Source organism: Streptomyces scopuliridis (genome assembly GCF_042790125.1).
Lineage (GTDB): Bacteria > Actinomycetota > Actinomycetes > Streptomycetales > Streptomycetaceae > Streptomyces > Streptomyces scopuliridis_A.
This window is the reverse complement of sequence record NZ_JBHTZS010000001.1, coordinates 164,791-189,102: the sequence shown is the minus strand read 5'-3', so window position 1 is coordinate 189,102 and position 24,312 is coordinate 164,791. Positions and strand designations below refer to the sequence as shown.

Here is a 24,312-nt window from a genome sequence, read left to right as displayed (position 1 = left end):
CCCGCCACCCTCATCCTGGACGAGTAAGTCCGGCCCTCCCGGTTCAGACAAGGGCGGGCACGTCCAGGGTGAGGGTGGCGCTCTCCGCGTCCAGTACGGCGGGCACGCCCAGCGGCACGGTCAGGTTCGACTCGCCGTGCCCGAAGCCCAGTTCCTCCACGACCGGTACACCCAGCCCGCCGAGCCGGTCGAGGAGCAGCGTCCTGACGTCCTCGTACGGTCCGCACTCCGCCCAGGAGCCGAGTCCGATCCCCGCGACGCCGTCCAGCCAGCCGGAGCGCAGCAGTTGGGTGAGGATACGGTCGAGTCGGTACGGCTCCTCGCCGACGTCCTCGATCATCAGCAGCCCGCCCGCCGCCGAGGGGCGCGCGTACGGGGTGCCGAGTTCGGCGGCGAGCAGGCTGACGCAGCCGCCGAGGGTGACGCCCGCTGCCCGGCCGGGCACCAGCCCCCGGGCGCTGTCCTGGCCGAGAGTGCGCACCGACTCGGGCTCGAAGAGCGTGGCGCGCAGCGACTCCTGTGTCCCGGGGTCCTTGAGGAAGGTCATCGCGGCGGTCATCGGACCGTGCAGCGTGACCAGGCCGAGGCGCCGGGCGAACGCCTCGTGCAGCGCGGTGATGTCGCTGTAGCCGACGAAGACCTTGGGGCCCGCCGCCCGCATCGCCGTCCAGTCGAGCAGATCGGCCATGCGCTGGACTCCGTAGCCGCCCCGGGCGCAGAGGACGGCGGAGACGGCCGGGTCGCACCAGGCGTCCTGGAGGTCGCGGGCGCGGTCCTCGTCCCGCCCGGCGAGATAGCCGAGCCGGGGATGAACGTCGAGGACATGCGGCGCGACGACGGGATCGAGGTCCCAGCCGCGCAGGATGTCCAGCCCGGCTTCGAGCCGCTCGGCGGGCACGGGGCCGCTGGGCGCCACGACGGCGACGCGGGCCCCGGCCCGCAGTCGCGCGGGCCGGGTCAGGGGGGTGAGCGTCATCCGCGGAACTCCAGCCGGGGGATGTCGGTACGCTCGACGCCGAACGTCTGGGCGTACAGGGACAGTTCGGCCTCCAGCGCGCTGACCATCGTGTCGGCCCGGCGGAAGCCGTGCCCCTCGCCCTCGAAGGCGAGATACGCGTGCGGTACGCCGCGTCCGGCCATCCGCTCCAGGAACCGTTCGCACTGCGCGGGCGGGCAGATCACATCGTCGAGCCCCTGCAACAGCAGGAACGGCGCGCTGACGCGGTCCGCGTGGTGCAGCGGTGAGCGGTCCCGGTAGCGGCCGGGGACCTCGGCGAGCGGGCCGACCAGCGATTCGAGGTACTGGGACTCGAAGTCATGGGTCTCGTCGGTGGCCCAGCCCAGCAGATCGAGGATCGGATAGCTGATGGTGCCGCAGGCGTAGACATCGGTGGAGGTGAGGGAGGCGGCGGTGGTCCAGCCGCCCGCGCTGCCGCCACGTACGGCGAGTCTGGCCGGATCGGCGGTGCCTTCGGCGGCGAGCGCGGAGGCGACGGCCGCGCAGTCCTCCACATCGACCACGCCCCACTGCTCGCGCAGCCGGTCGCGGTAGGCCCGCCCGTAGCCGGTGGAGCCGCCGTAGTTGACCTCGGCGACGCCGATGCCGCGCGAGGTGAAGTAGGCGATCTCCAGATCGAGGACGAGCGGGGCGTGGCCGGTGGGTCCGCCATGGGCCCACACCACATAGGGCGGTAGCTCTTCGTGGGGCGCGCTGTGGTCGGGGCTGTGCGGCGGATAGATATGGGCGTGGATCTCGCGGTTGTCGGGCCCGGTGAAGGTACGGATCCGGGGCTCGGGGTAGTAGGCGGGGTCCACCGGGTCCCGGTGCGCCGCGCCGATCACCCGGGCGTGTCCCGTACCGGTGTCCAGCTCCACGATCTCGTACCCGCTGCGCGGGCTGGCCGCGACGCCGATCACGCGGTCGCCCTGGACGGCGAGGGTGGCGGCCCATTCGGTCCAGGGCCCGGCGGCGTCCACCACTTCGCCGGTCGCGGGGTCGAGTACGCCGAGCGCGGTGGAACCCTTGCCGTGGATGACGGCGATCAGCCCGTTCTCCATGGGGTGGAACCACTGGAGGCCGATCTTCCAGAGCGGTCCGCCGAACTCCTCCCCGCGACCGGGGCAGAGGCTGGTGCCCGGAATGACACCGGAGGCTCCCCTCCGCCCCAGGGCCTCGGGACGGATGCGCTGGATCTCCCACCAGCCGCTGAGATCGGAGACGAGGAGCAGCGAGCCGTCCGGCGCCCAGTCGACCTGCGCGACCGATTCGTCGGTGCCCCCGGCAACGGCCCTGACGCCGGTGAAGGGCCCGCTCTCCGGCACCTCGCCGAGTATCACCTCCGTGCCGTCCCAGGGCATCCGCGGGTGGTCCCAGGCGATCCAGGCGGCCTGCCGCCCGTCGGGCGAGAGCCGGGGCCCGGTGACGAAGCGGTGCCGGTCGTCGGAGAGCTCGCGTACGGCCGTGCGGTCCTCGGCGGCCGAGCCGTCGAGCGGAACGGCCGCGATCACCCGCCGTACGTCGGTGGGCGCCTCGCCGGTGAACTCCTCCAGTACGCACCAGACTTCGCCGCGGCCGAGGAGGAGCCGCGGATCGGCCCAGCGCAGTCCCCCGCCGGTCGCGGACACCGGGGTGAGCGGCCGGGGTTCACCGCCGCCGTCCGGCTCGTACGCGTACAGCCGCTGGTCGGGGAAGTGGACGAAGACGATGAGCGGGCCGCCGTCCGGGCGGGTGGCGCCCGCCCAGGGGACCCCGCCGTACTCGATGACGCGGCTGCGGACGTTCCACGGGGCCGGCAGCGGCGACTCCTCGCGGCCGTCCGCCCGCCGCCGTACGAGCGCGCGCCGGCCGGCCTCGGCGGGACGCGGCTCCGTCCACCACACCTCGTCACCGACCACCCCCACGTACTCGGGGCGCCCGTCGTGCGAGGCGGCCAGCGCCGCGTCGATCGGTGACGGCCACGTTCCGTAGGCCCCCATGGACAGCATCAGCCAGGCTCCTAAGCGGACTTGAGATAGTGGTCGAGGACACGGACGCCGAAGTGCAGCGCCGAGACGGGCACCCGCTCGTCCACGCCGTGGAACAGCGCCTGGTAGTCGAAGCCGGGGGGCAGCTTGAGCGGCGAGAAGCCGTAGCCGGTGATACCGAGCCGCGAGAACTGCTTCGCGTCCGTCCCGCCCGACATGCAGTACGGCACCACATGGCCGGCCGGGTCGAAGCGTTCGACGGCGGCGCGCAGCTTGGCGAACGTGGGCGAGTCGACCGGCGCCTGGAGGGCCACCTCCCGGTGGTGGAACTCCCATTCCACATCCGGTCCGGTGAGCTGGTCCAGGGTGGTGCGGAACTCCTCCTCGCCGCCGGGCACCATGCGCCCGTCGACATAGGCGATGGCCTGGCCCGGGATCACATTGACCTTGTAACCGGCTTCCAGGACGGTCGGGTTGGCGCTGTTCCTTATCGTCGCCTCGACCAGCGCGGCGGCCGGGCCGAGCTTGCCGAGCAGTCCCTCCGTGTCGAAGTGCTCGGCGTAGGGATCCGCGTCGATGCCGTGGAGCGCGGCGAGTTCGGCGAGGGCGGCCCGTACGGTCGGGGTGAGCCTGACCGGCCAGAGGTGGTTGCCGATCCTGGCGACGGCGGCGGCGAGCCTGCTGACCGCGTTGGCGTGGTTCACCTTGGAGCCGTGCCCGGCCCGGCCGCGGGCGGTGAGCTTCAGCCAGCCCGTGCCGCGCTCTCCGGCGGCGATCGGGTAGAGCGCCATACCGTGCCCGGCGTGGAAGGTGAAGGCCCCCGATTCGCTGATGCCCTCCGTACACCCCTCGAACAGCTCCGGGTGCTGGTCGGCGAGGAATCCGGAGCCGTCCTCGGCGCTGGCCTCCTCGTCGGCGGTGTAGGCGAGCACGATGTCCCGGCGTGGCCGGATCCCGTCCCTGGCCCAGGCGCGGACGACCGACAGCACCATCGCGTCCATGTTCTTCATGTCGACCGCGCCGCGCCCCCACACCACCCCGTCGCTGACCTCGCCCGAGAAGGGGTGCACGGTCCAGTCGGCGGGCTCGGCGGGCACCACGTCCAGATGGCCGTGGACGAGGAGCGCGTCGGCCGAGGGGTCGGTGCCCTCGATCCTGGCCACCACGTTGGTGCGTCCGGGGGTCCGCTCCAGCAGCGTCGGTTCGATCCCCGCGTCCGCGAGCCGCTCCGCGACATATTCGGCCGCCGGCCGCTCGCGGCAGTCGCCGCCGCCCCGGTTGGTGGTGTCGATACGGATGAGGTCCGAGGTGAACGCGACCACCTCGTCGAGGGCGGCCGTACCGGGAGCGCCACTGCTGTCGGTGGGTGTCATGTCAGCCATACTGCTCCTCCATGGCGGACGAAACGATCGTCGTGACCGCTTTGAAGGTACGAATGGCCTCATACATCGTCCCGCAGGTGTACGCGGCCCGGCGCTCCCCGCTGGGGGCCACGCCCGGTACGACCGTGGCGACGTCGGACAGATGCGCGGCGTCGAACTCCATCTCCACGGTGAACGGGCCGCCCGCGACCGGTTCGTACCGTCCGGCGAGGGCCGTGGCCTCCTTGGCGGCGGCGTGGATGTCGGCGGCGGTACGGGCCGGGGTCCGGCAGACGGCCGCGTACCGCGAGACATGGTCCTTGACGGCGACCTTGCGGGCGCGCGGCGCGTAACCCTCCGCGTCCACGCAGGTCAGATCGTCGCCGGTGACCAGCACCACCGGGACCCCGTACTCCGCGACCACATGCGCGTTCAGCAGCCCCTCGCTGGCCCGGGTGCCGTTCAGCCACACGCCGGTCAGGGAGTTGGCGAGATAGGTGTGCGCGAGCACGCCCTCCGTACCGGCGCCGGTGTGGTAGCCGACGAAGGCGATGCCGTCGACGTCCCCGTGCTGGACGCCCTCGACCATGGACAGCGTCTTATGACGGCCGGTCAGCATCTCGGCGCGGTCGTCGAGCCGTTCCAGCAGCAGATTGCGCATGGACCAGTGCGCCTCGTTGATCAGCACCTCATCGGCGCCGCCGTCGAGAAACCCGAGCACGGCGGCGTTGACATCGGAGGTGAACAGGGCGCGGCAGCGCTCCCACTGCGGCGTGCCGGGCAGGACGTCGCCCGGCCAGGTCACCCCCGTGGCGCCCTCCATGTCGGCGCTGATGAGGATCTTCACAGGTACTCCGTTCTGCGTGGGGAGGGGCGGTCGTCGGCGGGACGTTACACCCGTCGTACGACATGCAGCAGATACTCCTTGCGGTTGAGCGGGTTGTGGTCCGTTCTGGGCCGGGCCGGGATGGTGTCGCGTACCGCTTCATAGTGGTCGAAGGATGCTTCGAGCACACCTTCACCACTGGTCAGCGTGGGCAGCCGCTGCTCCAGTTCATGAACCCGGGCCGCCGGAATCTCGCCTTCCAGCAGATACGCGGAGCCGTTCGCGGCCGAGGTGCGCGGGACGGCGCGCAGCCGTCCCAGGACGGGCAGTACGGCGCCGAGCGCGTCAGCCGGGAGGTCGAGCCGGAAGCGGTGCATCGGCTCGTACACCGTGGTGCCCGCCCGCTCCAGCGCGCTCATCAGCACCAGCGGGGTGAGATGGCGGAAGTCGCCGCCGGTGCTCGACATGCTCTTGTCGAAGACGCCGTGGGAGTGGCTCTGCCGGGGCGCGTAGCCGGAGTGCGTCATGGTGACCACGCAGTCGATGACCTGCCAGCCGTGGATCCCCTGCTCCAGCGACTCCCTCACGGTGTCCTCCACGGCCTTCATGAACGCGTACGGCATCGACCCCAGCTCGACCTCCAGCCGGAATTCCACGCCCGCGCCGACGGGGGCGGGATCGACGCGCAGCCCCACGGTCGCGAGAAAGGGATTGGGGTCCTTTCCCATGATCTCCACGGCCGCTCCGCTGCCGGCGGGCCGTTCCACACAGATCGTCGTGGTCTCGCGGAAAGTGACATCGACCCCGAATTCGTCCAGCAGTGTTGCCTGGATGACCTCTTTCTGCACTTCTCCATAGAGCGAGACGGAGATTTCCCGTCGAATCCGGTCCTGCCGCAGATTGATCAGCGGGTCCTGTTCGGCGAGTTGGGTGAGCGCGGCGTGCAGCGTTCCCTTGTCGGCGGCGCGGCGGGGAACGACGACTGTTTCGAGTGTCGGCGGGGAGAAGAAGCGGCGCTCCGCGGGAGTGGCGGGCGGAATTCCGATCTCGTCGCCGATCCGGATATCGCTCAGGCCCCAGAGCTTTCCGATCCGCCCGGCGTGGACCGACGCGCGCCGGACGGCCGATCCCCGCTCGAACACACTGATCGCGGTGACCTTGTCCTCCTCGTCCCGTACCTCGTTCGCTGAATCGCCCGCCGTATCGCTCCCGGTATCGCGATGGAATCGCAGCAGGTCGCGCGTTCTTACCGTGCCCGAGAACATCCGTACGTATGCGATCTTCTCCCCGGCCGGGCCTCGTTCCACCTTGAAGACGGTGCCGGAGACGGGCCCTTCGGGATCGCCCACTGCCCTGGGCAGCAGCTCCCTGATCCCGTCGGTGAGCGCGTCCACGCCCGCGCCGGTGATCGCCGAGCCGAAGTAGACCGGGTGGACGAGCGCCCGTCCGGTCTGGACGGCCAGCTCTTCACGGAGCCGGTGGTACGGGAGCGCCGTCGCGTCGTCCACGTACGCGGCCAGCAGGGCGTCGTCGTGGTCGGCGACCAGTTCGGCGAGAGCCGAGGTGAACGCGGCGTCGCCGGAGCCGTACGGCACGGGCCGGGCGTCGCGCGTGCCCAGACCGGTGGCCGCCCCCATCGCGATCACCGAGGGGGAGAGCTTCTCGGAAATACCACGCAGGACCCGCTCGGTGTGCGCGCCGGTGCGGTCGATCTTATTGACGAAGATCAGGGTGGGAATGCGCAGCCGCCGCAGCGTCCGCATGAGCACCCGGGTCTGGGCCTGAACTCCCTCGACGGCGGAGATGACCAGCACGGCGCCGTCGAGCACGCCGAGGACCCGTTCCACTTCGGCGATGAAGTCCGGGTGGCCGGGGGTATCGATCAGATTGACCGTGGTGTCGCCGACGACGAAGGAGACGACCGCGGATTTGATGGTGATGCCACGCTGTCGTTCCAGCGACAGGGAATCCGTCTGGGTGCTGCCGTCATCGACACTTCCGATCTCGTCGATGACACCGGCGGTGAAGAGCAGCCGCTCGGTCAGACTTGTCTTACCGGCGTCGACATGCGCCAGAATTCCCAGGTTCAACGTATTCATCAAGCGTCATGTCCTCTAGATAGGCGGGGGTGACCTTCTGGATGGGCATGGACGCTCGGCGCATGGTGCTCTCCTTGATCGTTCGGCTGTCGCGGGGATTCCAGCAGAAGCCGCCCCGGACGGCAACCTGTTTCCGGGGCGGCTCGGGCCTCGCTGTTCAGTCGCGGGCGAGGATGTACCAGCGGGCCGGCAGATCGATACGGGTGCCGTCCGGCAGCCGTTCCGTCTGGACCAGCGCGGTGTCCCCGTCCGCCAGGATCCGCAGCCCCGCCGCGCGCAGCAGGTCGGGCACCTCCTCGCTCCCCGCGTCGGCGGGCCTGAGCCCGTGGTCGAAGACCCGCCGCAGCTTCGCGGGCGGGCCGCCCGGCCCCGCCGCGGCCTGCCGCAGCACCGCCTTGGAGGCGGGGGTCAGCTCGGCGACGAACGCCCGGCCCCGCTCCCCCAGCAGCTCCGCGACCGCGTCCGCCACGGCCGCCCGGTCCTGGGGTTCGCTCTGGTGGATGACCGCGCGCATATAGACATTGGTGTCGCCCGTGCGCACCCGCAGCGCGCGCACCGCGTCCTGGTCCACCAGGTTCAGCTGCTCGAACTCCACGGTCTTCGCGGTGTCGGCGCGCCGCGCGTGCTCTATCGCCGCGTGCGACAGGTCCACCCCGATCGCGCGGGCGAAGCGGGTGGCCAGATAACGGGTCTGGGTGCCGTTGCCACAGCCGAGGTCGACCACGGGCAGGGTGACGTCGGCGTACGGCAGCAGCAGTTCGCTGTCCGGTACGGAGGTGAACGACGGATCCGAGTCCCAGATCGCCTCGCCCGGCGTATCGGAGGTCTCCGCCCAGAATCCTTCCCATGCCTCGCGGTAACGCTGCGACACATCCATTTACGGCCTCCCCTGTTCCGGCCCGCCGATGGCGGGCAGTGCACGTCCGGACTACCGTCTTCGCAGGTCGACGTACAAGGGGGCGGATGCTTCTGTCAGCTTCCGTTCGGCCGCGACCGTACCTTTCGCGCCAGGGACTGTTCGAACCAGACCGTCTTGCCGCCCGCCGAGCCGCTGCTGCCCCACTCCCGGGCCAGCGTGCTCACCACCCGCAGTCCGCGGCCGAACTCGTCGTCCGTGCCCGCGTTCAGGAGGGCCGCGGGGGCCGGTTCGTCGTCGATGACCTCGCACAGCAGCGCGTCCGTACGGACCAGTCGCAGTCCGACCCGCCGGGACCGCGCGTGCTTCACGGCGTTGGTGACCAGTTCGCTGACCAGCAGCTGGGCCGTCTCCACCGCGGCCGGCAGCTCCCAGTCGAGCAGCTGCCCGCGTACCAGCCGTCTGGCCCTGGCCACCTCGCGCGGGTCCAGGGCGAGGTGGAACTCCGCGACGTCCTTGTCCGGGATGCCGTTCAGCCTGGCCATCAGGAGCGCCACATCGTCCTTGCGCCCCTCACGGGTGTTGAGCGCGCGGATGATGGTGTCGCAGGCGTGGTCCATCGAGGCGGCGGGGTGCGCGGCCGAGGCGCAGAGCGCGGCCAGACCGTCCCCGATGTCCGCCCCGCGCACCTCGACCAGACCGTCGGTGCAGAGCACCAGCCGGTCACCGGGCCCCACCTTCACGGTCGCGGTCTCGAAGGCCACCCCGCCCACCCCTATGGGGGCGCCCGTGGGCAGATCGAGCACCTCGGCCCTGCCGTCCTCCGCGTGGACGAGGACCGGCGGGATATGCCCGGCGTTGGCGATCTGTAGCTCGGACCTGATCGGGTCGTACACCGCGTACAGACAGGTCGCCAGATACAGTTCGCCGAGCCGCTGCGCCAAGTCGTCCAGATTGCGGAGCAGTTGGGCGGGCGGCATCTCCATGGTCGCCATGGTCTGTACGGCGGTGCGCAACTGGCCCATCATCGCGGCTGAGTTGAGCCCATGGCCCATCACATCGCCGACGACCAGCGCGGTGCGCGATCCGGGCAGTTTGACGGAGTCGAACCAGTCGCCGCCGATCCGGCCGAGCCGGGCGCCGGGCAGATAGCGGGTGGCGATGTCGCACCCCGCCATGTGCCGCGGGACCTGCGGCAGCATGCTGTCCTGGAGCGTCTCGGCGACATTCTCCTGGTACGTGTACATCCGGGCGTTGTCGAGTACGAGCCCGGCGCGGGCGGCGAGTTCCGCGCCGGTCGTACGGTCCATGTCGTCGAACGGCTGCCGGTCGGGCCGCCGCATCAGCACCATGAAGCCGAGCACCACGTCACGTGCCTTCAGCGGGACGAGCAGCATCGACCGGTGGGTGATGAGGGGGCGCAGATCGCGCTTCTCGAACTCGGCGGAGATCCGGTCGCCCGCCTCCTCGCTGAGCCGCGGGATGAGCACCGGCTCACCGGTGACCATGCACTGGAAGAACGGGGTGTGTTCGGGGAAGGCGATGGCCTCGCCGACGGGCACGGTGTCGTCCCAGCGGCCCGGTTCGTCGTTGTGCTCGACCCAGACCCGGTGCCAGACCGTGGTCACATCGGGCGGTCCGTCCGGGAACCCCTCACCGGCGAGTACGGCGGCGCGCAGATGCGTACCGGCGAAGTCCGTGAAGCGGGGCACGGCCGCGCTGGTGACCTCGCGGATGGTACGGGCGAGATCGAGGGACGAGCCGATCCGGCCGCTGACCTCGTTCAGGAACTCCAGCCGCTCGCGCACCGCCGCGTATTCGAGGTCCAGCTCGGGACGGGGCGCCGCCCGGCTCCGGGCACTCCCGTCCTCCTCCGCCGGATCCGTCAGGCCGCCGCGACCCGCGGGCCGCCTCGGCACACCCCAGTCCGGAGTGACGGGCACCCGGTCGTGGTGACTGAACTCCAGGACCGGATAGCCGAGTTCGAGGACCTGTGCGACGATGCGATTGGATTCGGCCGGGCCCATGTTCGGCAGGATGTCCGGCAGCCGCCGGGCCAGCGCCTCGGCGTCCGGGAACTCGGTGTGCAGGGCGAAGGCCGGGGAGATCCGCCGGGTGTCGGCCCGGCCGTCCGCGCCGTCACCCGTGAACTGGGCCGCGTCCGCGGCGAGTACGAGATGACGTCCCGGTCCCGGGCCGATCAGCGGATACGCCCACCACACCACGTCGAGCCGGTCACGCCCCCGCTCGCGGAGCGCCGCGCACCCCGCGGTCGCGTAGGAGCCCCGGCCGTGCAGCTCCGGGCCGCCCTCGATCTCGCCGTCCGTGTCGTACACACCGTGCGCCACGCCGCGTTCCTCCGCGGCGAGAGCACCGGCGACCGGCATCAGGTCGGCGGCCGGCTGACCGACCGCCTCGTCCTTCGAATGGCCGAAAAGTCTCCGTGCGCCGGTCGACCAGTGCGAGACCAGGCCGTCGCCGTCCACGACGACCACGGCGAGCGGAATCCGGCCCGCCGCGGCGAGGCGCTGCCGCGACGGTCCCGGCGGAACACCGGGCGGAACACCACTGTCCATGGGTGGGAGGCTCCTTCCCTGCCGCCAGGATCCGCGGCTCCGCCCTCCACGGTACGGCCCGGCGAGGGGGATGCGCCGGGCAATGAACTAATCAGTAGTGCGCCCGCGCACAACCCCCTGTTGACTGAAATTCAGTCAGTCCTCATGGCCGAGTTGGAGATCGCGTTCGGTGCGTCCACCGCCCGCCACCTGGAGCACCGTGGCCACCGGCGGATAGCCGGCGGCGATCACGGTGTACTCACCCGACGAGAGATCCACGAACCGGAACGTGCCGTCGGCGTGGGTGGTGAGGGTGTCCACCACATTGCCCGCCGCGTCGAGCAGGGTGACCCGCGCGTCCTCGACGGGACGGCCGCCCCCGGCGCGTACGGTGCCGCGCAGCACCGCCCCGCCGGCCAGTTCGATGTCCTGCCGGGTCTCCCGGGACGCCTGCACACTGACCGGCAGCGCGGCGGGCCGGAAGGCGGGGGCGCTCGCGGCCAGCGTGTACTCGCCCGCCACCAGCTCCGAGATCACATACGCGCCCTCGCGCCCGCTGCGGGTGCTCGCCACCACCTCGCCCCGTACGTCCGTGAGGGTCACGGCAGCGTCCCGTACGGGCGTGCCGTCCGCGGTGAGCACGGCCCCGGCGAGCCGCCCGGCACCGCCGAGGACCACGTCCAGTTCGACGGGGCGTTCGCCCACGGTGACCGTGACGGCCTGGGGCTGGTGCCCGCCGGCCGCCGCGATCATCACATACGAACCGGAGCCCGGCACACTCAGCGCGTACCGTCCGTCCTCGCCGCTCGCGCCGCGCCCGATCTGCTTGCCGTGGACGTCGATGAGAGTGAGGGCGGCGCGCGGCACGGTGGAGCCGTCGTAGTGCTGCACGGTGCCGCAGACGGCGACGCCCGAGATGTACGGCGCCGGTGCCGGCGCGGCGGGGATACCGGGGGCGGAGGCGCTGCGCGCGGCGGGGACGGTGCCGGACTCGGCGGTCGGGACGTTCTGGGACACCAGTGGTTTCTCCTTGAGGAAGAAGGCGATCAACAGGCCGAGGACGAGCACCGGCACGAGATAGAGGAAGATCCGCGGCATGGCGTCCGCGTACGCCTGGATATAGCCGTCGCGCAGCGCGGGCGGCAGCGCGTGGACCGCCTGCGGGGTGATGGACTCGACGTCGGGGAGACCCGTACCCGCGGGGACCCGGTCGGCGAGGGCGTCGGCGAGCCGGTTGGCGAAGAGCGTGCCGAAGATGGCGGCGCCGACGCTGCCGCCGATCTGCCGGAAGTAGTTGTTGGCGCTGGTGGCGGTGCCGAGGTCGGCGGGCGGTACGGAGTTCTGCACGGCGAGGATCAGTACGGGCATCACCAGCCCCATCCCGAGGCCGAGGACCGCCTGCGCGATACCGCACTCCAGCTGGGACGTGCCGGTGTCCAGCCGGGACAGCAGCCACATCCCGGCCACCGAGAGCGCACCGCCCAGCACCGGATAGATCTTGTAGCGGCCGGTACGGCTGATGAGCTGTCCGGAGACGATGGAGGCGATGACGACGCCGCCCATCATGGGCAGCATCAGCAGACCGGACTCGGTGGCGCTGGCCCCGTCGACCATCTGGAGATAGGTCGGCAGATAGCTGGCGGCGCCGAACAGCGCCACACCGACCACCGCCCCGACGAGGCTGGTGATATTGAAGACGGAGTCGCGGAACAGCCGCAGCGGGATGATCGGTTCGGCGGCGAAGCGCTCAACGACCAGGAAGAGCAGGGCCGTTCCGACGGCGCCCGCGGTCAGTCCGAGGATGACGCGTGAGCCCCAGGCGTACTCCGTACCGCCCCAACTGGTCAGCAGGACAAGGCAGGTGGACGAGACGGCCAGCAGCAGCGCGCCCAGGACGTCGAGCCGGGCGCGGGCGGTGGGCCTCGGGAGCTTGAGCACGACGGTGACGACCGCGAGCGTGATCAGCCCGAAGGGCACGTTGATGTAGAAGCACCAGCGCCAGGAGACATGGTCGGTGAAGAATCCGCCGAGCAGCGGGCCGGCCACGGACGCGAGACCGAAGGCCGCGCCGATCAGCCCCATGAAGCGCCCGCGCTCCCGGGGCGGCACGATATCCGCGATGATCGCCTGGACGCCGATCATCAGCCCGCCCGCGCCGATGCCCTGGATGGCGCGGAAGGCGATGAGTTCGTCCATGGTGCGCGACCAGCCGGCCAGCGCGGAGCCGATGACGAAGACGACGATGGCGAACTGGAAGACGCCCTTGCGGCCGAAGAGGTCGCCGAGCTTGCCGTAGATCGGCAGTCCGACCGTGGCGGTGAGCAGATACGCGGTGATCGCCCAGGACATCCGGTCCAGGCCCTGGAGTTCGCCGACGATCTTCGGCAGCGCGGTGGCCACGATCATCTGTTCCAGCGCGGCCAGCAGCAGGGCGAGCATCAGCCCGATGAAGACCAGCCGCACCCGGCGGGGGCTGAGGGCCTCGGCGGAGGCCGTGCCGCCGGCGGGCGGGGGCGGCGGGCCGGCCGCGGCGGATGAGGGAAGCGACGCGGCCTGTGCGGCCTCCTCGGCATCGCTCCCGACGCCGCCGGCGCCGCTTCCGACACCGTTCCCGATGTCCTTCACCAGAGTGGTCCCGCCCACGTACTGCTCCCCTCGTCACACCTGCGCGGCGCCATTGTTCGCATTGCGCGCCAAGCAGGAGCAAGCGGGCCGCTCTCCCCTGAACGGGGTTGTGACGAGGGCGGGTTGACCGGTTGAGCTGACGCCGAGGCGCCCATCAGGGGCTTTCCCGCGACGCGTGGTGCGGGGGCGCGCTACGGCGCCGCGGGGAAAACCACTCGAAACGGTGACCCCGGCAACTATCCGCCGGGAGGCGGTCTCAACGTGCCCGAAGTCGGGCGGACTCGGACGCGTGTCAGGCGGTGGCGCCCTTCTCGGTCTCCTTGGCGAGCCGCGCGAGTACCTCGTCGTAGATACGGCCCAGGCCCTTGGGGGCGAAGGTCCGCTCGAAGAAGCCGCCGATGCCGCCCGCGCCGTCCCAGACGGTGGTGACGACGGCCTTCGAGCTGCCCTCACCGGCCGGGGTGACGGTCCAGGTCGTGACCATGGAGGAGTTGCGGTCCTTCTCCACGAGCCGGCCGTCGCTGGGCTCGGTCACCTCCAGCAGACAGTCGCGGACGCGCTTGCTGGTGGCCTGGAGCCTCCAGTGGACCAGGGTGCCCTCGCCGTCGCCGCCCTCCCGCACCTCGTACTCGCTGAAGTGTCCGGGCAGAAGCTTCGCGCGGGTGTTCTCGTAGTCGGCCAGAGCATCGAACACCGTCTCCGGGTCCGCCGCGATGATTCGCTCCGTCGTGGCCTCGACCTGCGCCATTTCTCTTCCTCCAGCACTCGTTTTCCGGTGGGGTGCGGCCAGCCAACCACCCTCCGGTACGCCCGCCCAAATCCGGGTTGCGGCGATCAAGGGAACACGTGTTCTATTCTGTGGTCAGTGCTACCGAGGAGGCACCCATGCGCTGGGACAATCTGGTCGAGAACGCCTCGACGACCGGGCAGACCGGGCCGACCGGGGACATCGCGCTCTTCGGTACGGACGCCGTGACCACCCGTACCTTCGACACGCCCGAATTCCGCGGCATCACCTTCCATGAGATCCGGGCCCGTTCGATCGTGAACCGGGTGCCGGGCGCGTCCCGCATGCCGTTCGAATGGACGGTGAACCCGTACCGGGGCTGCACACACGCCTGCGTCTACTGCTTCGCGCGCAAGACCCACAGCTATCTGGATCTCGACACGGGGCTCGGCTTCGACTCCCAGATCGTGGTGAAGATCAACGCGCCGGAGCTGGTACGCCGCCAGCTGGGCTCCCGTCAGTGGCAGGGAGCCCATATCGCGATGGGTACGAATGTCGACTGCTACCAGCGGGCGGAGGGGCGTTACCGGCTGATGCCGGGCATCATCACCGCGCTGCGCGACCACGCGAACCCGTTCTCCATCCTCACCAAGGGCACGCTGATCCTGCGCGATCTGGAACTGCTGCGGGAGGCCGCGGCCGTCACGGAGGTGGGTGTCTCGGTCTCCGTCGGCTTTGTCGACCAGGAGCTGTGGCGCACGGTCGAACCGGGCACGCCCTCGCCCGAGCGCCGCCTCGACGTCGTACGGGCGATGAGCGACAACGGCATCGGCTGCGGGGTGCTGATGGCGCCCGTGATCCCCTTCCTGGGCGACGGTCCCGACCAACTTCGGGCGACGGTACGCGCGATCGCCGCGGCCGGCGCCACCTCCGTGACCCCGCTCGTGCTGCATCTGCGGCCGGGCGCGCGCGAGTGGTTCATGGCCTGGCTGACACGGCACCATCCGCATCTGGTGGCGCGGTACGAGCGGCTGTACGCGGAGGGGGCGTACGCGCCCAAGTGGTACCAGCGCCGGATCACCCGGCAGGTGCACGAACTGGCCGACGAGTTCGGCATCGGCCCCGCGAGCCGGGGCGAGGCCCGGCGGATCACCGTGCCACGGGACCCGGCCCTCCCGGGCCTGCCGATCCGGCCGGTCCGGCCGGCGGCGGCGGACCCGGGACCGGACGCCACGCAGCTCACGCTGCTGTAGCGGCGCCGGTCAGGACACCCTCGTGGCCCGTTGTCAGTGGCGTCGGCGAGGATGGCCCCATGACGGAACTCACCCATCTGCGCGCCCCCGCCGGTGTCGCCCCGGGCAACGGCTACAGCCATGTCGTCTGGGGCACGGGCCGGTTCGTCGCGGTCTCCGGCCAGTGCGCGTTCGACGAGGACGGCGCGATCGTGGGCACCGGCGATCCGGCCGCCCAGGCACGCCAGGTCTTCGAGAACCTGCGCCGCTGCCTCACCGCGGCCGGCGCCTCGTTCGACGATGTGGTCAAGCTGACGTACTTCGTCACCGATGTCGCCCATCTCCCGGCGATACGGGAGGCGCGGGACGAGATGATCGACACGACGCGCCCGCCGGCGAGCTCGGCGGTCCAGGTGGCCGCGCTGTTCCGGCCGGAACTGCTGCTGGAGATCGAGGCGTTCGCGATCATCCCGCTTTCTTGAGCGCCCGCCCGCACCCCGGGTGGGTGGGGGCTTCGTGCCGGAGGTGCGTTACGCGAGACGGTTGAGCGCTTCGGCCGCGGCGGTGGTCAGTTTGGGGTGACGCCGGGCGGCTTCCAGGGTCGGGCGCGCTCGGTCGTCGCCGAGGCGGCCCAGGCCCTCGACGCAGGCGAGCGCCACCCGCCAGTACGGTTCATCGGGCGCCAGCAGCCGTTCCAGCGTACTGATCAGCGCCGGTACGGACTCGGGCGCGCGCAGTTCGGTGAGCAGCCGGACGGGATGGAGCGCGTAGGCCGTGCGCAGTCCGTTGGTGGCGAGCGCGGCGGCGGCTCTCGGGGTGCGCGGGTCGCCGAGCCGTGCCAGCGCGTACGAGGCGGAGACACAGCGCTCCGGATCCCGGTGGTTGAGCAGCAGCACCAGCGTCTCGAAGGCCCGCCGGTCCCCCGCGCAGCCGAGCCGGAACGCCGCGATCTCCCGTGCCCACAGGGGCTGTTCCGGTGCGACGAGGACGCCGGCCAGGGTCTCGGAATCCTCGGTGGCGATCAGCCGCTCGCAGGTGCCGGAGCCCCGGGACTCGTCCCGCACCCGGTCCGCGAGCGAGCGGAAGTCCTCGTCCATCCCCCCAGCGTATCGACCCGGCGGAGCGCTGTCGGCACCAAGTGACGTGCCCCACCGGCCACTTCACGCCTGAGCGAGCGATTCCGGCCGTCCGTGACACAGCGCACAGCGCCCCAGCTATGGCGCGCTCGTTACCCGTCGGTTAGCCTCAGATGAGCGGATTACCTCCGCGAGTTTCGACGGCCTGGTGACGCAGCCGTCGTGAGTGCTGTCGGTTCAGCACGGCCCGCGTACAGCCTGTACGGCGTTGTACAGCCTGTACGGCTCTGTACGGCTGTGTACGGCGCGACTCCGGAACAGAGTCCGCCGCCACACCCCCGCCGCACCCCCGCGACCGCACGCCTTCGCGCGCCCCGCGCCCGGCACTCGCCGCGCGCCCCCAGTCGTCACTCTCATCCCCTGGAGTCCCGTGATGGACATCCCTCTCTCCACCATCGCCGTCGTCGGCCTCGGCACCATGGGCACCGGTATCGCCGAGGTCCTCACCCGGGCCGGCCACGAGGTCATCGGCATCGACATCAGCGACGCCGCCGCCATCCGGGCCGCCGGGGCGCTCGACGCGTCCACCGCGCGGGCCGTGGAGCGGGGGCGGCTCAGCGAGGAGGAGCGGCGGACCGCGCTCGCGCGGTTCCGTACCTTCTCCGACCTGCGCGCCGCCGCCGACGCCGAGCTGGTGATCGAGGTAGTGCCGGAGTCGTACGAGACGAAGCAGCGCGTCTTCCACGCTCTGGACACGATCGTCAGCCCCACCACGATCCTGGCGACCGGCACCAACGCCCTGTCGGTGACCCGGCTGGCCGCCGACTCCGCGCACCCCGAGCGCGTACTCGGCCTGCACTTCTTCAACCCCGCGCCGGCGATGAAGCTGGTCGAGGTGGTCTCGTCGGTCCTCACCTCGCCGCAGGCGGTCGCGGCCGTCACCGCGCTCGCCCGGGAGCTGGGCAAGGAGCCGGTCGCGGTGGGCGACCGGCCCGGTTTCGTGGCGGACGGGCTGCTCTTCGGCTATCTCAACCAGGCCGCCGCGATGTTCGAGGCGAAGTACGCCTCCCGCGAGGACATCGACGCCGCGATGCGGCTGGGCTGCGGGCTGCCGATGGGGCCGCTCGCCCTGCTCGATCTGATCGGGGTCGACACCGCCCGTACCGTGCTGGAGGCGATGTACGCGGCGTCGCACGACCGGCTGCACGCCCCCGCGCCGGTCCTCGGCCAGCTCAGCGACGCCGGGCTGACCGGCCGCAAGTCCGGGCGCGGTTTCTATACGTACGAGGCGCCCGGCAGCGGCACGGTCGTGCCGGACGCGCTCACCCCGCCGGCCGACCGGGAGGGCGCCGCCGGGCGGCCCGTCCGCGAGGTGGGGGTGGCGGGCTCCGGCACGATGGCGAGCGGTATCGCGGAGGTCTTCGCCAAGGCGGGATACGACGTCGTGCTCGCCGCCCGTACCCCGGAGAAGGCCGCGGGCGCCGTCTCCCGTATCGCCGCGTCCCTGGCCCGCTCGGTCGACAAGGGGCGGATGACGGCCGAGACGCGTGCCGAGGCACTGGCGCGGATCACCCCGGCCGGCTCGCTCGACGCGCTGTCCGAGGTGGATCTCGCCGTCGAGGCGGTGGCGGAGGATCTGGAGGTCAAGCAGCGGCTGTTCGCCACGCTCGACAAGGTCTGCCGGCCGGGCGCGGTGCTGGCCACCACGACCTCGTCCCTCCCGGTGATCGCCTGCGCCCGCGCGACCTCGCGGCCGGGGGATGTCGTCGGGATGCACTTCTTCAATCCGGCCCCGGCGATGAAGCTGGTCGAGGTGGTCCGTACGGTCCTCACCTCCGACGAGACCGTGGCCACCGTCCACGCCGTGTCCACGGCCGTCCGCAAGCACCCCGTGCACTGCGGCGACCGCGCCGGTTTCATCGTGAACGCGCTGCTCTTCCCGTATCTGAACAACGCGATCAAGATGGTCGAGGAGCACTACGCGACGCTGGACGACATCGACGCCGCGATGCGGCTGGGCGGCGGCTATCCGATGGGGCCCTTCGAACTCCTCGATGTGGTCGGCCTCGATGTCTCGCTGGCCATCGAGCGGGTCCTGCACCGCGCGTTCCGGGACCCGGGTCTGGCCCCGGCGCCGCTGCTCGAACATCTGGTGGCCGCGGGCTGCCTCGGCCGCAAGACGGGCCGCGGCTTCAGGGAATATGCCCGGCGCTGACTCCGGGGGCGGCCCGCCCCCGCAGGCGCGCTCTCCTGCACCGATGCAGTACGTTCACCTCATGTCCCAGCCCGCCAAGTCCTCCCGTACACACTCCAGGACCGACGTTCCGGAGAGTGCCGCCGGTACCCGCGCCGCCGCCCAGCGGCTCAAGATGCGCCGCGAACTGGCGGCCGCGGCCATGGAGCTGTTCGCGACCAAGGGGTACGAGGCGACGACCGTCGACGAGATCGCCGCGGCGGCGGGGGTGGCCCGCCGCACCTTCTTCCGGCACTTCCGCTCCAAGGAAGAGGCGATCTTCCCCGACCACGACGACACGCTCGTACGGGCGGAGGCGGTCCTCAACGCCGCCCCCGCCCACGAGCACCCGCTCGACACGGTCTGCCGGGGCATCAAGGAGGTCATGCGGATGTACGCGGCCTCCCCCGCGGTCTCCGTGGAGCGCTATCGGCTGACCCGTGAGGTCCCCACGCTGCGGGAGCGCGAGATCGCCTCGGTGGCCCGCTACGAGCGGCTGTTCACCCGCTATCTGCTGGGCCACTTCGACGAGCGCGACCACACCGACGGCAATGACGACCCGCTGCTGGCCGAGGTCGCCGCGTCCGCCGTCGTCACCGCGCACAACCATGTGCTGCGCCGCTGGCTGCGGGCCGGCGGCCAGGGCGATGTGGAGGCGCAGCTCGACCACGCCTTCTCGATCGTGCGCGACACGTTCGGTACGGGCATCGGCGCGGGCCGGACCATCGGCGGCAAGCCGGAGCATGTGGCGGCCTCGGCGCGTACCACCGGGGACGTCCTGGTGGCGGTGGCGCACACCGACGCCCCGCTGGACGAGGTCATGCGCACCATCAGGCAGGCGCTCAGGGACGCGTGAGCGCTCCCCGGTAACGCGCCCGGCGCATCGGACCCGCGTGGTCCGGTGCGCTTTCCTCTGCCGCCCCGGCTGCCCGCCCCCGGTTCCCCGCCCCGGGCTGCCCGCCCCCGGCTACGCCATGCGCTCGCTTGATCTCGCGTGGTGATATGTGGTGGCGAATGAGCGGTAGACATTGCTCATGCGTGCCGTGCGGGTGACAAACGAGAGAAATTGTTGGCACCGAGTGCCTTGTCAGCTGTCACAGGGTGCCATACCGTGAAGGTGTCCGGCTGTTCCCGCAAGCCCTCTCCCGCTTGTGCGCCAGGACGCCTGCGTCACAGGCACCTCCGCGCCCACCGGCGCCGCCGATCAGCACCACGCACGCTCGATCAGCCAGCCGCACCCGCCGAACCGACGGCACACCTCCACCGCACCAGCAAGCAGCCCCCGCATCTCGCACCCTCAGCTTCGCCGGAGGCAACACCGTGAAGGAAATCCTGGACGCGATCCTGTCGCCGGACACCACGTCCGCCGACTTCGCCGCACTGCCGCTGCCCGGCTCGTACCGCGCGGTGACCGTGCACAAGGACGAGACGGAGATGTTCGCCGACCTCCCCACCCGGGAGAAGGACCCCCGCAAGTCGCTCCACGTCGATGAGGTGCCGGTGCCCGAACTCGGCCCCGGCGAGGCCCTGGTGGCCGTCATGGCCAGCTCGGTGAATTACAACTCCGTCTGGACCTCGATCTTCGAGCCGCTGCCGACCTTCGGCTTCCTTGAGCGGTACGGCAAGGTCAGCGAACTCGCCCGGCGGCACGATCTGCCGTACCACATCATCGGCTCCGACCTGTCCGGCGTGGTGCTGCGCACCGGGCCCGGGGTCAACGCCTGGCAGCCGGGTGACGAGGTCGTCGCGCACTGCCTCTCCGTGGAACTGGAATCGTCCGACGGCCACAACGACACGATGCTCGACCCCGAACAGCGGATCTGGGGCTTCGAGACCAACTTCGGCGGTCTGGCGGAGCTGGCGCTGGTGAAGTCCAACCAGCTGATGCCCAAGCCCCGGCACCTCAGCTGGGAGGAGGCCGCGGCCCCCGGTCTGGTCAACTCCACCGCGTACCGCCAGCTGGTGTCCCGCAACGGCGCCGGGATGAAGCAGGGCGACAACGTGCTGATCTGGGGCGCGAGCGGCGGGCTGGGCTCGTACGCCACGCAGTTCGCGCTGGCCGGCGGCGCGAACCCGGTCTGTGTGGTCTCCAGCGACCGCAAGGCGGAGCTGTGCCGGCGGATGGGCGCCGAGGCGATCATCGACCGCGGCGCCGAGAACTACCGGTTCTGGAAGGACGAGCACCACCAGGATCCGCGCGAGTGGAAGCGCTTCGGCAAGCACATCCGCGAACTGACCGGCGGCGAGGACGTCGACATCGTCTTCGAGCACCCGGGCCGCGAGACCTTCGGCGCGAGCGTGTATGTGACCCGCAAGGGCGGCACGGTCGTGACCTGCGCCTCCACCTCCGGCTACACCCATGAGTACGACAACCGCTATCTGTGGATGTCGCTGAAGCGGATCATCGGCTCGCACTTCGCCAACTACCGTGAGGCGTGGGAGGCCAACCGGCTGATCGCCAAGGGGAAGATCCATCCCACCCTGTCGAAGGTGTACGCGCTGGAGGACACCGGACAGGCCGCCCATGACGTGCACCGCAACCGCCACCAGGGCAAGGTCGGCGTGCTGGCACTGGCGCCGCGCGAGGGACTCGGGGTCCGCGACGAGGAGCTGCGCGCACGCCATCTCGACGCCATCAACCTGTTCCGCGACGCTTCGGTGGAGCGGACCACCCCCCACACTCGCGACAGCTGAGGGTTCCTCCATGCCTGATCGTCAGTCCATGCCTGATCGTCGGAAGGACCGGCCCTGGCTCATGCGGACGTACGCCGGCCACTCCACCGCCGAGGCGTCCAACGAGCTGTTCCGGCGCAATCTCGCCAAGGGGCAGACGGGCCTGTCCGTCGCGTTCGATCTCCCGACGCAGACGGGTTACGACCCCGACCACGTCCTCGCCCGCGGCGAGGTCGGCCGGGTCGGGGTCCCGGTCTCGCACCTCGGCGACATGCGCCGGCTGTTCCAGGACATCCCGCTGGAGCGTACGAACACCTCGATGACCATCAACGCCACCGCCATGTGGCTGCTGGCGCTCTACCAGGTGGTCGCGGAGGAGCAGGGCGCGGACATCAGCCGGCTCCAGGGGACGACACAGAACGACATCGTCAAGGAGTACCTCTCGCGCGGGACGCATGTCTTCCCGCCGGCGCCGAGCCTGCGGCTGACCACGGACATGATCACGTACACGGTGAACCACATCCCCAAGTGGAATCCGATCAACATCTGCAGCTACCACCTCCAGGAGGCGGGGGCCACCCCGGTCCAGGAGATCGCGTACGCGATGTCCACCGCGACCGCCGTACTGGACGCGGTGTTCGCGTCCGGTCAGATCCCCGAGGAGCGCAAGGGGGAGGTGGTCGGCCGGATCTCGTTCTTCGTCAACGCGGGTGTCCGGTTCATCGAGGAGATGTGCAAGATGCGGGCCTTCTCCCGTATCTGGGACCGGATCACCCGGGAGCGGTACGGCATCGAGGACGCCAGGCAGCGCCGCTTCCGCTATGGCGTCCAGGTCAACTCCCTGGGGCTGACCGAGGCGCAGCCGGAGAACAACGTCCAGCGGATCGTGCTGGAAATGCTCGCCGTGACGCTCTCCAAGGACGCCCGCGCCCGCGCCGTACAGCTGCCCGCCTGGAACGAGGCGCTGGGGCTGCCCCGCCCCTGGGACCAGCAGTGGTCGCTCCGTATCCAGCAGGTGCTGGCGCACGAGAGCGATCTGCTGGAGTACGCGGACATCTTCGAGGGCTCGCATGTCATCGAGGCCAAGGTGGCGGACCTGGTCGCCGAGTCCTTCGCGGAGATCGACCGGATCGAGGCGATGGGCGGGGTGATGGCCGCCGTCGAGTCCGGCTATCTCAAGTCGCGGCTCGTCTCCTCGCACGCCGAGCGGCGGGCGCGGATCGAGTCGGGCGAGGAGAAGATCGTCGGCGTCAACTGCTACGAGTCCACCGAGCCCAGCCCGCTCACCGCCGATCTCGACACCGCCATCATGACGGTCGATCCGGCGAACGAGGCCGGGGTGGTGGCGGCTCTCCAGAGCTGGCGGGTCAACCGCGAGGAGGCCAGGGCAACCGAGGCGCTGACCGCGCTGAAGAAGGCCGCCGCGGGCACCGGCAATCTGATGGCCACCACCCTGGAGTGCGCGCGGGCCGGGGTGACGACCGGCGAGTGGGCCTGGGCGCTGCGGGATGTCTTCGGCGAGTTCCGCGCGCCCACGGGCGTCAGCGGCGCCCCGGTCGCGGTGTCCGCGGAGACGGGCAGCGCGCTCGCGGCCGTACGGGAGAAGGTGGCCCGTACCGCCGGGGAGCTGACCTCGGCGCGCGGCGCCCCGGGCGGCACCGGGCGGCTGCGGCTGCTGGTCGGCAAGCCAGGACTGGACGGGCACTCCAACGGCGCCGAGCAGATCGCGGTGCGCGCCCGCGACGCCGGCTTCGAGGTGGTCTACCAGGGCATCAGGCTCACGCCCGAACAGATCGTGAGTGCCGCGCTCGCCGAGGACGTGCACTGCGTGGGCCTGTCGATCCTGTCGGGCTCGCACGCCGCGCTGGTGCCCGAGATCCTGGGACGGCTGCGCGAGGCGGGCGCGGGCGACATCCCGGTGATCGTCGGCGGGATCATCCCGAACGGCGACGCCGAGGACCTGCGGGCGGCCGGGGTGGCCGCCGTCTTCACCCCGAAGGACTTCGGGATCACGGAGATCATCGGCCGTATCGTCGACGAGATCCGCACAGCGAACAAGCTCGACCCATGGGAGGTCCCCGCATGACCGCGCCTGCTGCCACCGACGCCACCGAGACGCCCGGAACCGCCGCGAACCGGCTGCGGCCCCGCCGCTCGTGTCTCGCCGTACCGGGGTCGAACCCGCGCTTCCTGGAGAAGGCCCAGGGGCTGCCGGCCGACCAGGTGTTCCTGGATCTGGAGGACGCCTGCGCGCCGCTGGCCAAGGAGGGCGCCCGGCACACCATCGTCGACGCGCTCAACAAGGGCGACTGGACGGGCAAGATCCGGGTCGTGCGGGTCAACGACTGGACGACGCACTGGACCTACCGCGATGTGATCACGGTGGTGGAGGGCGCGGGACACAATCTCGACTGCGTCATGCTGCCGAAGGTCCAGGACGCCCAGCAGATCATCGCCCTCGATCTGCTGCTCACCCAGATCGAGAAGACGATGGGCTTCGAGGTCGGCAGGATCGGGATCGAGGCGCAGATCGAGAACGCCAGGGGCCTGGTGAACGTCGACGAGATCGCCGCCGCCTCGCCGCGCCTGGAGACGATCGTCTTCGGTCCCGCCGACTTCATGGCCTCCATCAATATGAAGTCCCTCGTCGTCGGCCAGCAGCCGCCCGGCTATGGCGCGGACGCCTATCACTACATTCTGATGCGCATTCTGATGGCGGCCCGTACCCACGATCTCCAGGCGATCGACGGCCCCTACCTCCAGATCCGCGATGTGGACGGCTATCGCGAGGTGGCACGCCGGGCGGCGGCGCTGGGGTACGACGGCAAGTGGGTGCTGCACCCGGGCCAGATCGAGGCGTCGAACGAGATCTTCTCGCCCTCCCAGGAGGACTACGACCACGCCGAGCTGATCCTCGACGCGTACGAGTACTACACGTCGGAGGCGGGCGGCAAGAAGGGCTCCGCGATGCTCGGCGACGAGATGATCGACGAGGCGAGCCGCAAGATGGCGCTGGTCATCTCGGGCAAGGGCCGGGCCGCGGGGATGCGGCGCACCACCTCGTTCGAAGCCCCGGAGGCATGAC

General features: G+C 70.9%; 17 protein-coding genes. 7 read left to right on the top strand and 10 right to left on the bottom strand.

Features of this window, described 5'->3' with window-relative positions:
• Window positions 1–43 precede the first annotated feature (43 nt).
• The 9 genes from ACFRKB_RS00655 to ACFRKB_RS00615 all read right to left on the bottom strand — a co-directional run bounded on the left by ACFRKB_RS00655 (window position 44) and on the right by ACFRKB_RS00615 (window position 14,034).
• Window positions 44–976 carry a S66 peptidase family protein gene (locus ACFRKB_RS00655; protein ID WP_383102036.1) on the bottom strand — a complete coding sequence of 311 codons (933 nt, stop codon included), beginning with the start codon at window positions 974–976 and terminating at the stop codon, window positions 44–46.
• Entirely contained in the window at window positions 973–2,985 is a 2,013-nt protein-coding gene (locus tag ACFRKB_RS00650; protein ID WP_383102035.1) for a S9 family peptidase, read from the bottom strand. The genes ACFRKB_RS00655 and ACFRKB_RS00650 overlap by 4 nt, the downstream gene beginning before the upstream one ends.
• Before the next feature lie 11 nt (window positions 2,986–2,996).
• Window positions 2,997–4,346 carry a M20/M25/M40 family metallo-hydrolase gene (locus ACFRKB_RS00645; protein ID WP_383102034.1) on the bottom strand — a complete coding sequence of 450 codons (1,350 nt, stop codon included), beginning with the start codon at window positions 4,344–4,346 and terminating at the stop codon, window positions 2,997–2,999.
• Window positions 4,339–5,172, bottom strand: a complete 834-nt coding sequence (locus ACFRKB_RS00640; protein ID WP_383102033.1) for a M55 family metallopeptidase — start codon at window positions 5,170–5,172, stop codon at window positions 4,339–4,341. The genes ACFRKB_RS00645 and ACFRKB_RS00640 overlap by 8 nt, the downstream gene beginning before the upstream one ends.
• Window positions 5,173–5,216: 44 nt before the next feature.
• Window positions 5,217–7,250 (bottom strand): GTP-binding protein, encoded by a 2,034-nt coding sequence (locus tag ACFRKB_RS00635; RefSeq protein WP_383102031.1) that lies wholly within the window; start codon window positions 7,248–7,250, stop codon window positions 5,217–5,219.
• A 157-nt stretch (window positions 7,251–7,407) separates the two neighbouring features.
• Window positions 7,408–8,127: a class I SAM-dependent methyltransferase gene (locus ACFRKB_RS00630; RefSeq protein ID WP_383102029.1), complete on the bottom strand. Its 720-nt coding sequence runs from the start codon at window positions 8,125–8,127 to the stop codon at window positions 7,408–7,410.
• A 95-nt stretch (window positions 8,128–8,222) separates the two neighbouring features.
• Window positions 8,223–10,682 (bottom strand): ATP-binding SpoIIE family protein phosphatase, encoded by a 2,460-nt coding sequence (locus ACFRKB_RS00625; protein WP_383102027.1) that lies wholly within the window; start codon window positions 10,680–10,682, stop codon window positions 8,223–8,225.
• Between the two features lie 135 nt (window positions 10,683–10,817).
• Entirely contained in the window at window positions 10,818–13,304 is a 2,487-nt protein-coding gene (locus tag ACFRKB_RS00620) for an MFS transporter (protein ID WP_383102025.1), read from the bottom strand.
• A 274-nt stretch (window positions 13,305–13,578) separates the two neighbouring features.
• A complete protein-coding gene (locus ACFRKB_RS00615; RefSeq protein WP_326609846.1) occupies window positions 13,579–14,034 on the bottom strand; it encodes an SRPBCC family protein in 456 nt (151 codons plus the stop codon).
• 137 nt (window positions 14,035–14,171) lie between these two features.
• Between ACFRKB_RS00615 and ACFRKB_RS00610 the strand changes: the two genes are divergently transcribed.
• Together ACFRKB_RS00610 and ACFRKB_RS00605 are read left to right on the top strand one after the other, a co-directional pair.
• Window positions 14,172–15,266, top strand: coding sequence for an Rv2578c family radical SAM protein (locus tag ACFRKB_RS00610; protein ID WP_383102024.1), 1,095 nt, complete (start codon window positions 14,172–14,174; stop codon window positions 15,264–15,266).
• Window positions 15,267–15,325: 59 nt separating this feature from the next.
• Window positions 15,326–15,727 (top strand): RidA family protein, encoded by a 402-nt coding sequence (locus ACFRKB_RS00605; protein WP_383102023.1) that lies wholly within the window; start codon window positions 15,326–15,328, stop codon window positions 15,725–15,727.
• 48 nt (window positions 15,728–15,775) lie between these two features.
• Here ACFRKB_RS00605 and ACFRKB_RS00600 read toward each other — a convergent pair whose 3' ends face one another.
• On the bottom strand, window positions 15,776–16,342 hold the full coding sequence (locus tag ACFRKB_RS00600; RefSeq protein ID WP_383102022.1) for an adenylosuccinate lyase: 567 nt from the start codon (window positions 16,340–16,342) through the stop codon (window positions 15,776–15,778).
• Window positions 16,343–16,754: 412 nt separating this feature from the next.
• Between ACFRKB_RS00600 and ACFRKB_RS00595 the strand changes: the two genes are divergently transcribed.
• The 5 genes from ACFRKB_RS00595 (at window position 16,755) to ACFRKB_RS00575 (ending at window position 24,311) form a co-directional block, all read left to right on the top strand.
• Entirely contained in the window at window positions 16,755–18,536 is a 1,782-nt protein-coding gene (locus tag ACFRKB_RS00595; protein ID WP_383102020.1) for a 3-hydroxyacyl-CoA dehydrogenase family protein, read from the top strand.
• A 61-nt stretch (window positions 18,537–18,597) separates the two neighbouring features.
• Window positions 18,598–19,410, top strand: a complete 813-nt coding sequence (locus tag ACFRKB_RS00590) for a TetR family transcriptional regulator (RefSeq protein ID WP_383102019.1) — start codon at window positions 18,598–18,600, stop codon at window positions 19,408–19,410.
• A 464-nt stretch (window positions 19,411–19,874) separates the two neighbouring features.
• Complete coding sequence (gene ccrA / locus ACFRKB_RS00585; protein ID WP_383102017.1) at window positions 19,875–21,248, top strand: crotonyl-CoA carboxylase/reductase; 1,374 nt, start codon at window positions 19,875–19,877, stop codon at window positions 21,246–21,248.
• A 28-nt stretch (window positions 21,249–21,276) separates the two neighbouring features.
• The gene (locus ACFRKB_RS00580) at window positions 21,277–23,313 is read left to right on the top strand and encodes a protein meaA (RefSeq protein ID WP_383102015.1); all 2,037 of its coding nucleotides are present in this window, start codon (window positions 21,277–21,279) and stop codon (window positions 23,311–23,313) included.
• Window positions 23,310–24,311 (top strand): HpcH/HpaI aldolase/citrate lyase family protein, encoded by a 1,002-nt coding sequence (locus ACFRKB_RS00575; protein ID WP_365972109.1) that lies wholly within the window; start codon window positions 23,310–23,312, stop codon window positions 24,309–24,311. Before ACFRKB_RS00580 ends, ACFRKB_RS00575 begins: the two co-directional genes overlap by 4 nt.
• Window position 24,312: the final 1 nt, after the last annotated feature.

Excerpts from the sequence above, each read along its gene's own strand:
- ACFRKB_RS00655 (WP_383102036.1), bottom strand. The coding sequence starts at position 976 with ATGACGCTCACCCCCCTGACCCGGCCCGCGCGACTGCGGGCCGGGGCC.
- ACFRKB_RS00650 (WP_383102035.1), bottom strand. The coding sequence starts at position 2,985 with ATGCTGTCCATGGGGGCCTACGGAACGTGGCCGTCACCGATCGACGCG.
- ACFRKB_RS00645 (WP_383102034.1), bottom strand. The coding sequence starts at position 4,346 with ATGGCTGACATGACACCCACCGACAGCAGTGGCGCTCCCGGTACGGCC.
- ACFRKB_RS00635 (WP_383102031.1), bottom strand. The coding sequence starts at position 7,250 with ATGAATACGTTGAACCTGGGAATTCTGGCGCATGTCGACGCCGGTAAG.
- ACFRKB_RS00630 (WP_383102029.1), bottom strand. The coding sequence starts at position 8,127 with ATGGATGTGTCGCAGCGTTACCGCGAGGCATGGGAAGGATTCTGGGCG.
- ACFRKB_RS00625 (WP_383102027.1), bottom strand. The coding sequence starts at position 10,682 with ATGGACAGTGGTGTTCCGCCCGGTGTTCCGCCGGGACCGTCGCGGCAG.
- ACFRKB_RS00615 (WP_326609846.1), bottom strand. The coding sequence starts at position 14,034 with ATGGCGCAGGTCGAGGCCACGACGGAGCGAATCATCGCGGCGGACCCG.
- ACFRKB_RS00610 (WP_383102024.1), top strand. The coding sequence starts at position 14,172 with ATGCGCTGGGACAATCTGGTCGAGAACGCCTCGACGACCGGGCAGACC.
- ACFRKB_RS00605 (WP_383102023.1), top strand. The coding sequence starts at position 15,326 with ATGACGGAACTCACCCATCTGCGCGCCCCCGCCGGTGTCGCCCCGGGC.
- ACFRKB_RS00600 (WP_383102022.1), bottom strand. The coding sequence starts at position 16,342 with ATGGACGAGGACTTCCGCTCGCTCGCGGACCGGGTGCGGGACGAGTCC.
- ACFRKB_RS00595 (WP_383102020.1), top strand. The coding sequence starts at position 16,755 with ATGGACATCCCTCTCTCCACCATCGCCGTCGTCGGCCTCGGCACCATG.
- ACFRKB_RS00590 (WP_383102019.1), top strand. The coding sequence starts at position 18,598 with ATGTCCCAGCCCGCCAAGTCCTCCCGTACACACTCCAGGACCGACGTT.
- ACFRKB_RS00580 (WP_383102015.1), top strand. The coding sequence starts at position 21,277 with ATGCCTGATCGTCGGAAGGACCGGCCCTGGCTCATGCGGACGTACGCC.
- ACFRKB_RS00575 (WP_365972109.1), top strand. The coding sequence starts at position 23,310 with ATGACCGCGCCTGCTGCCACCGACGCCACCGAGACGCCCGGAACCGCC.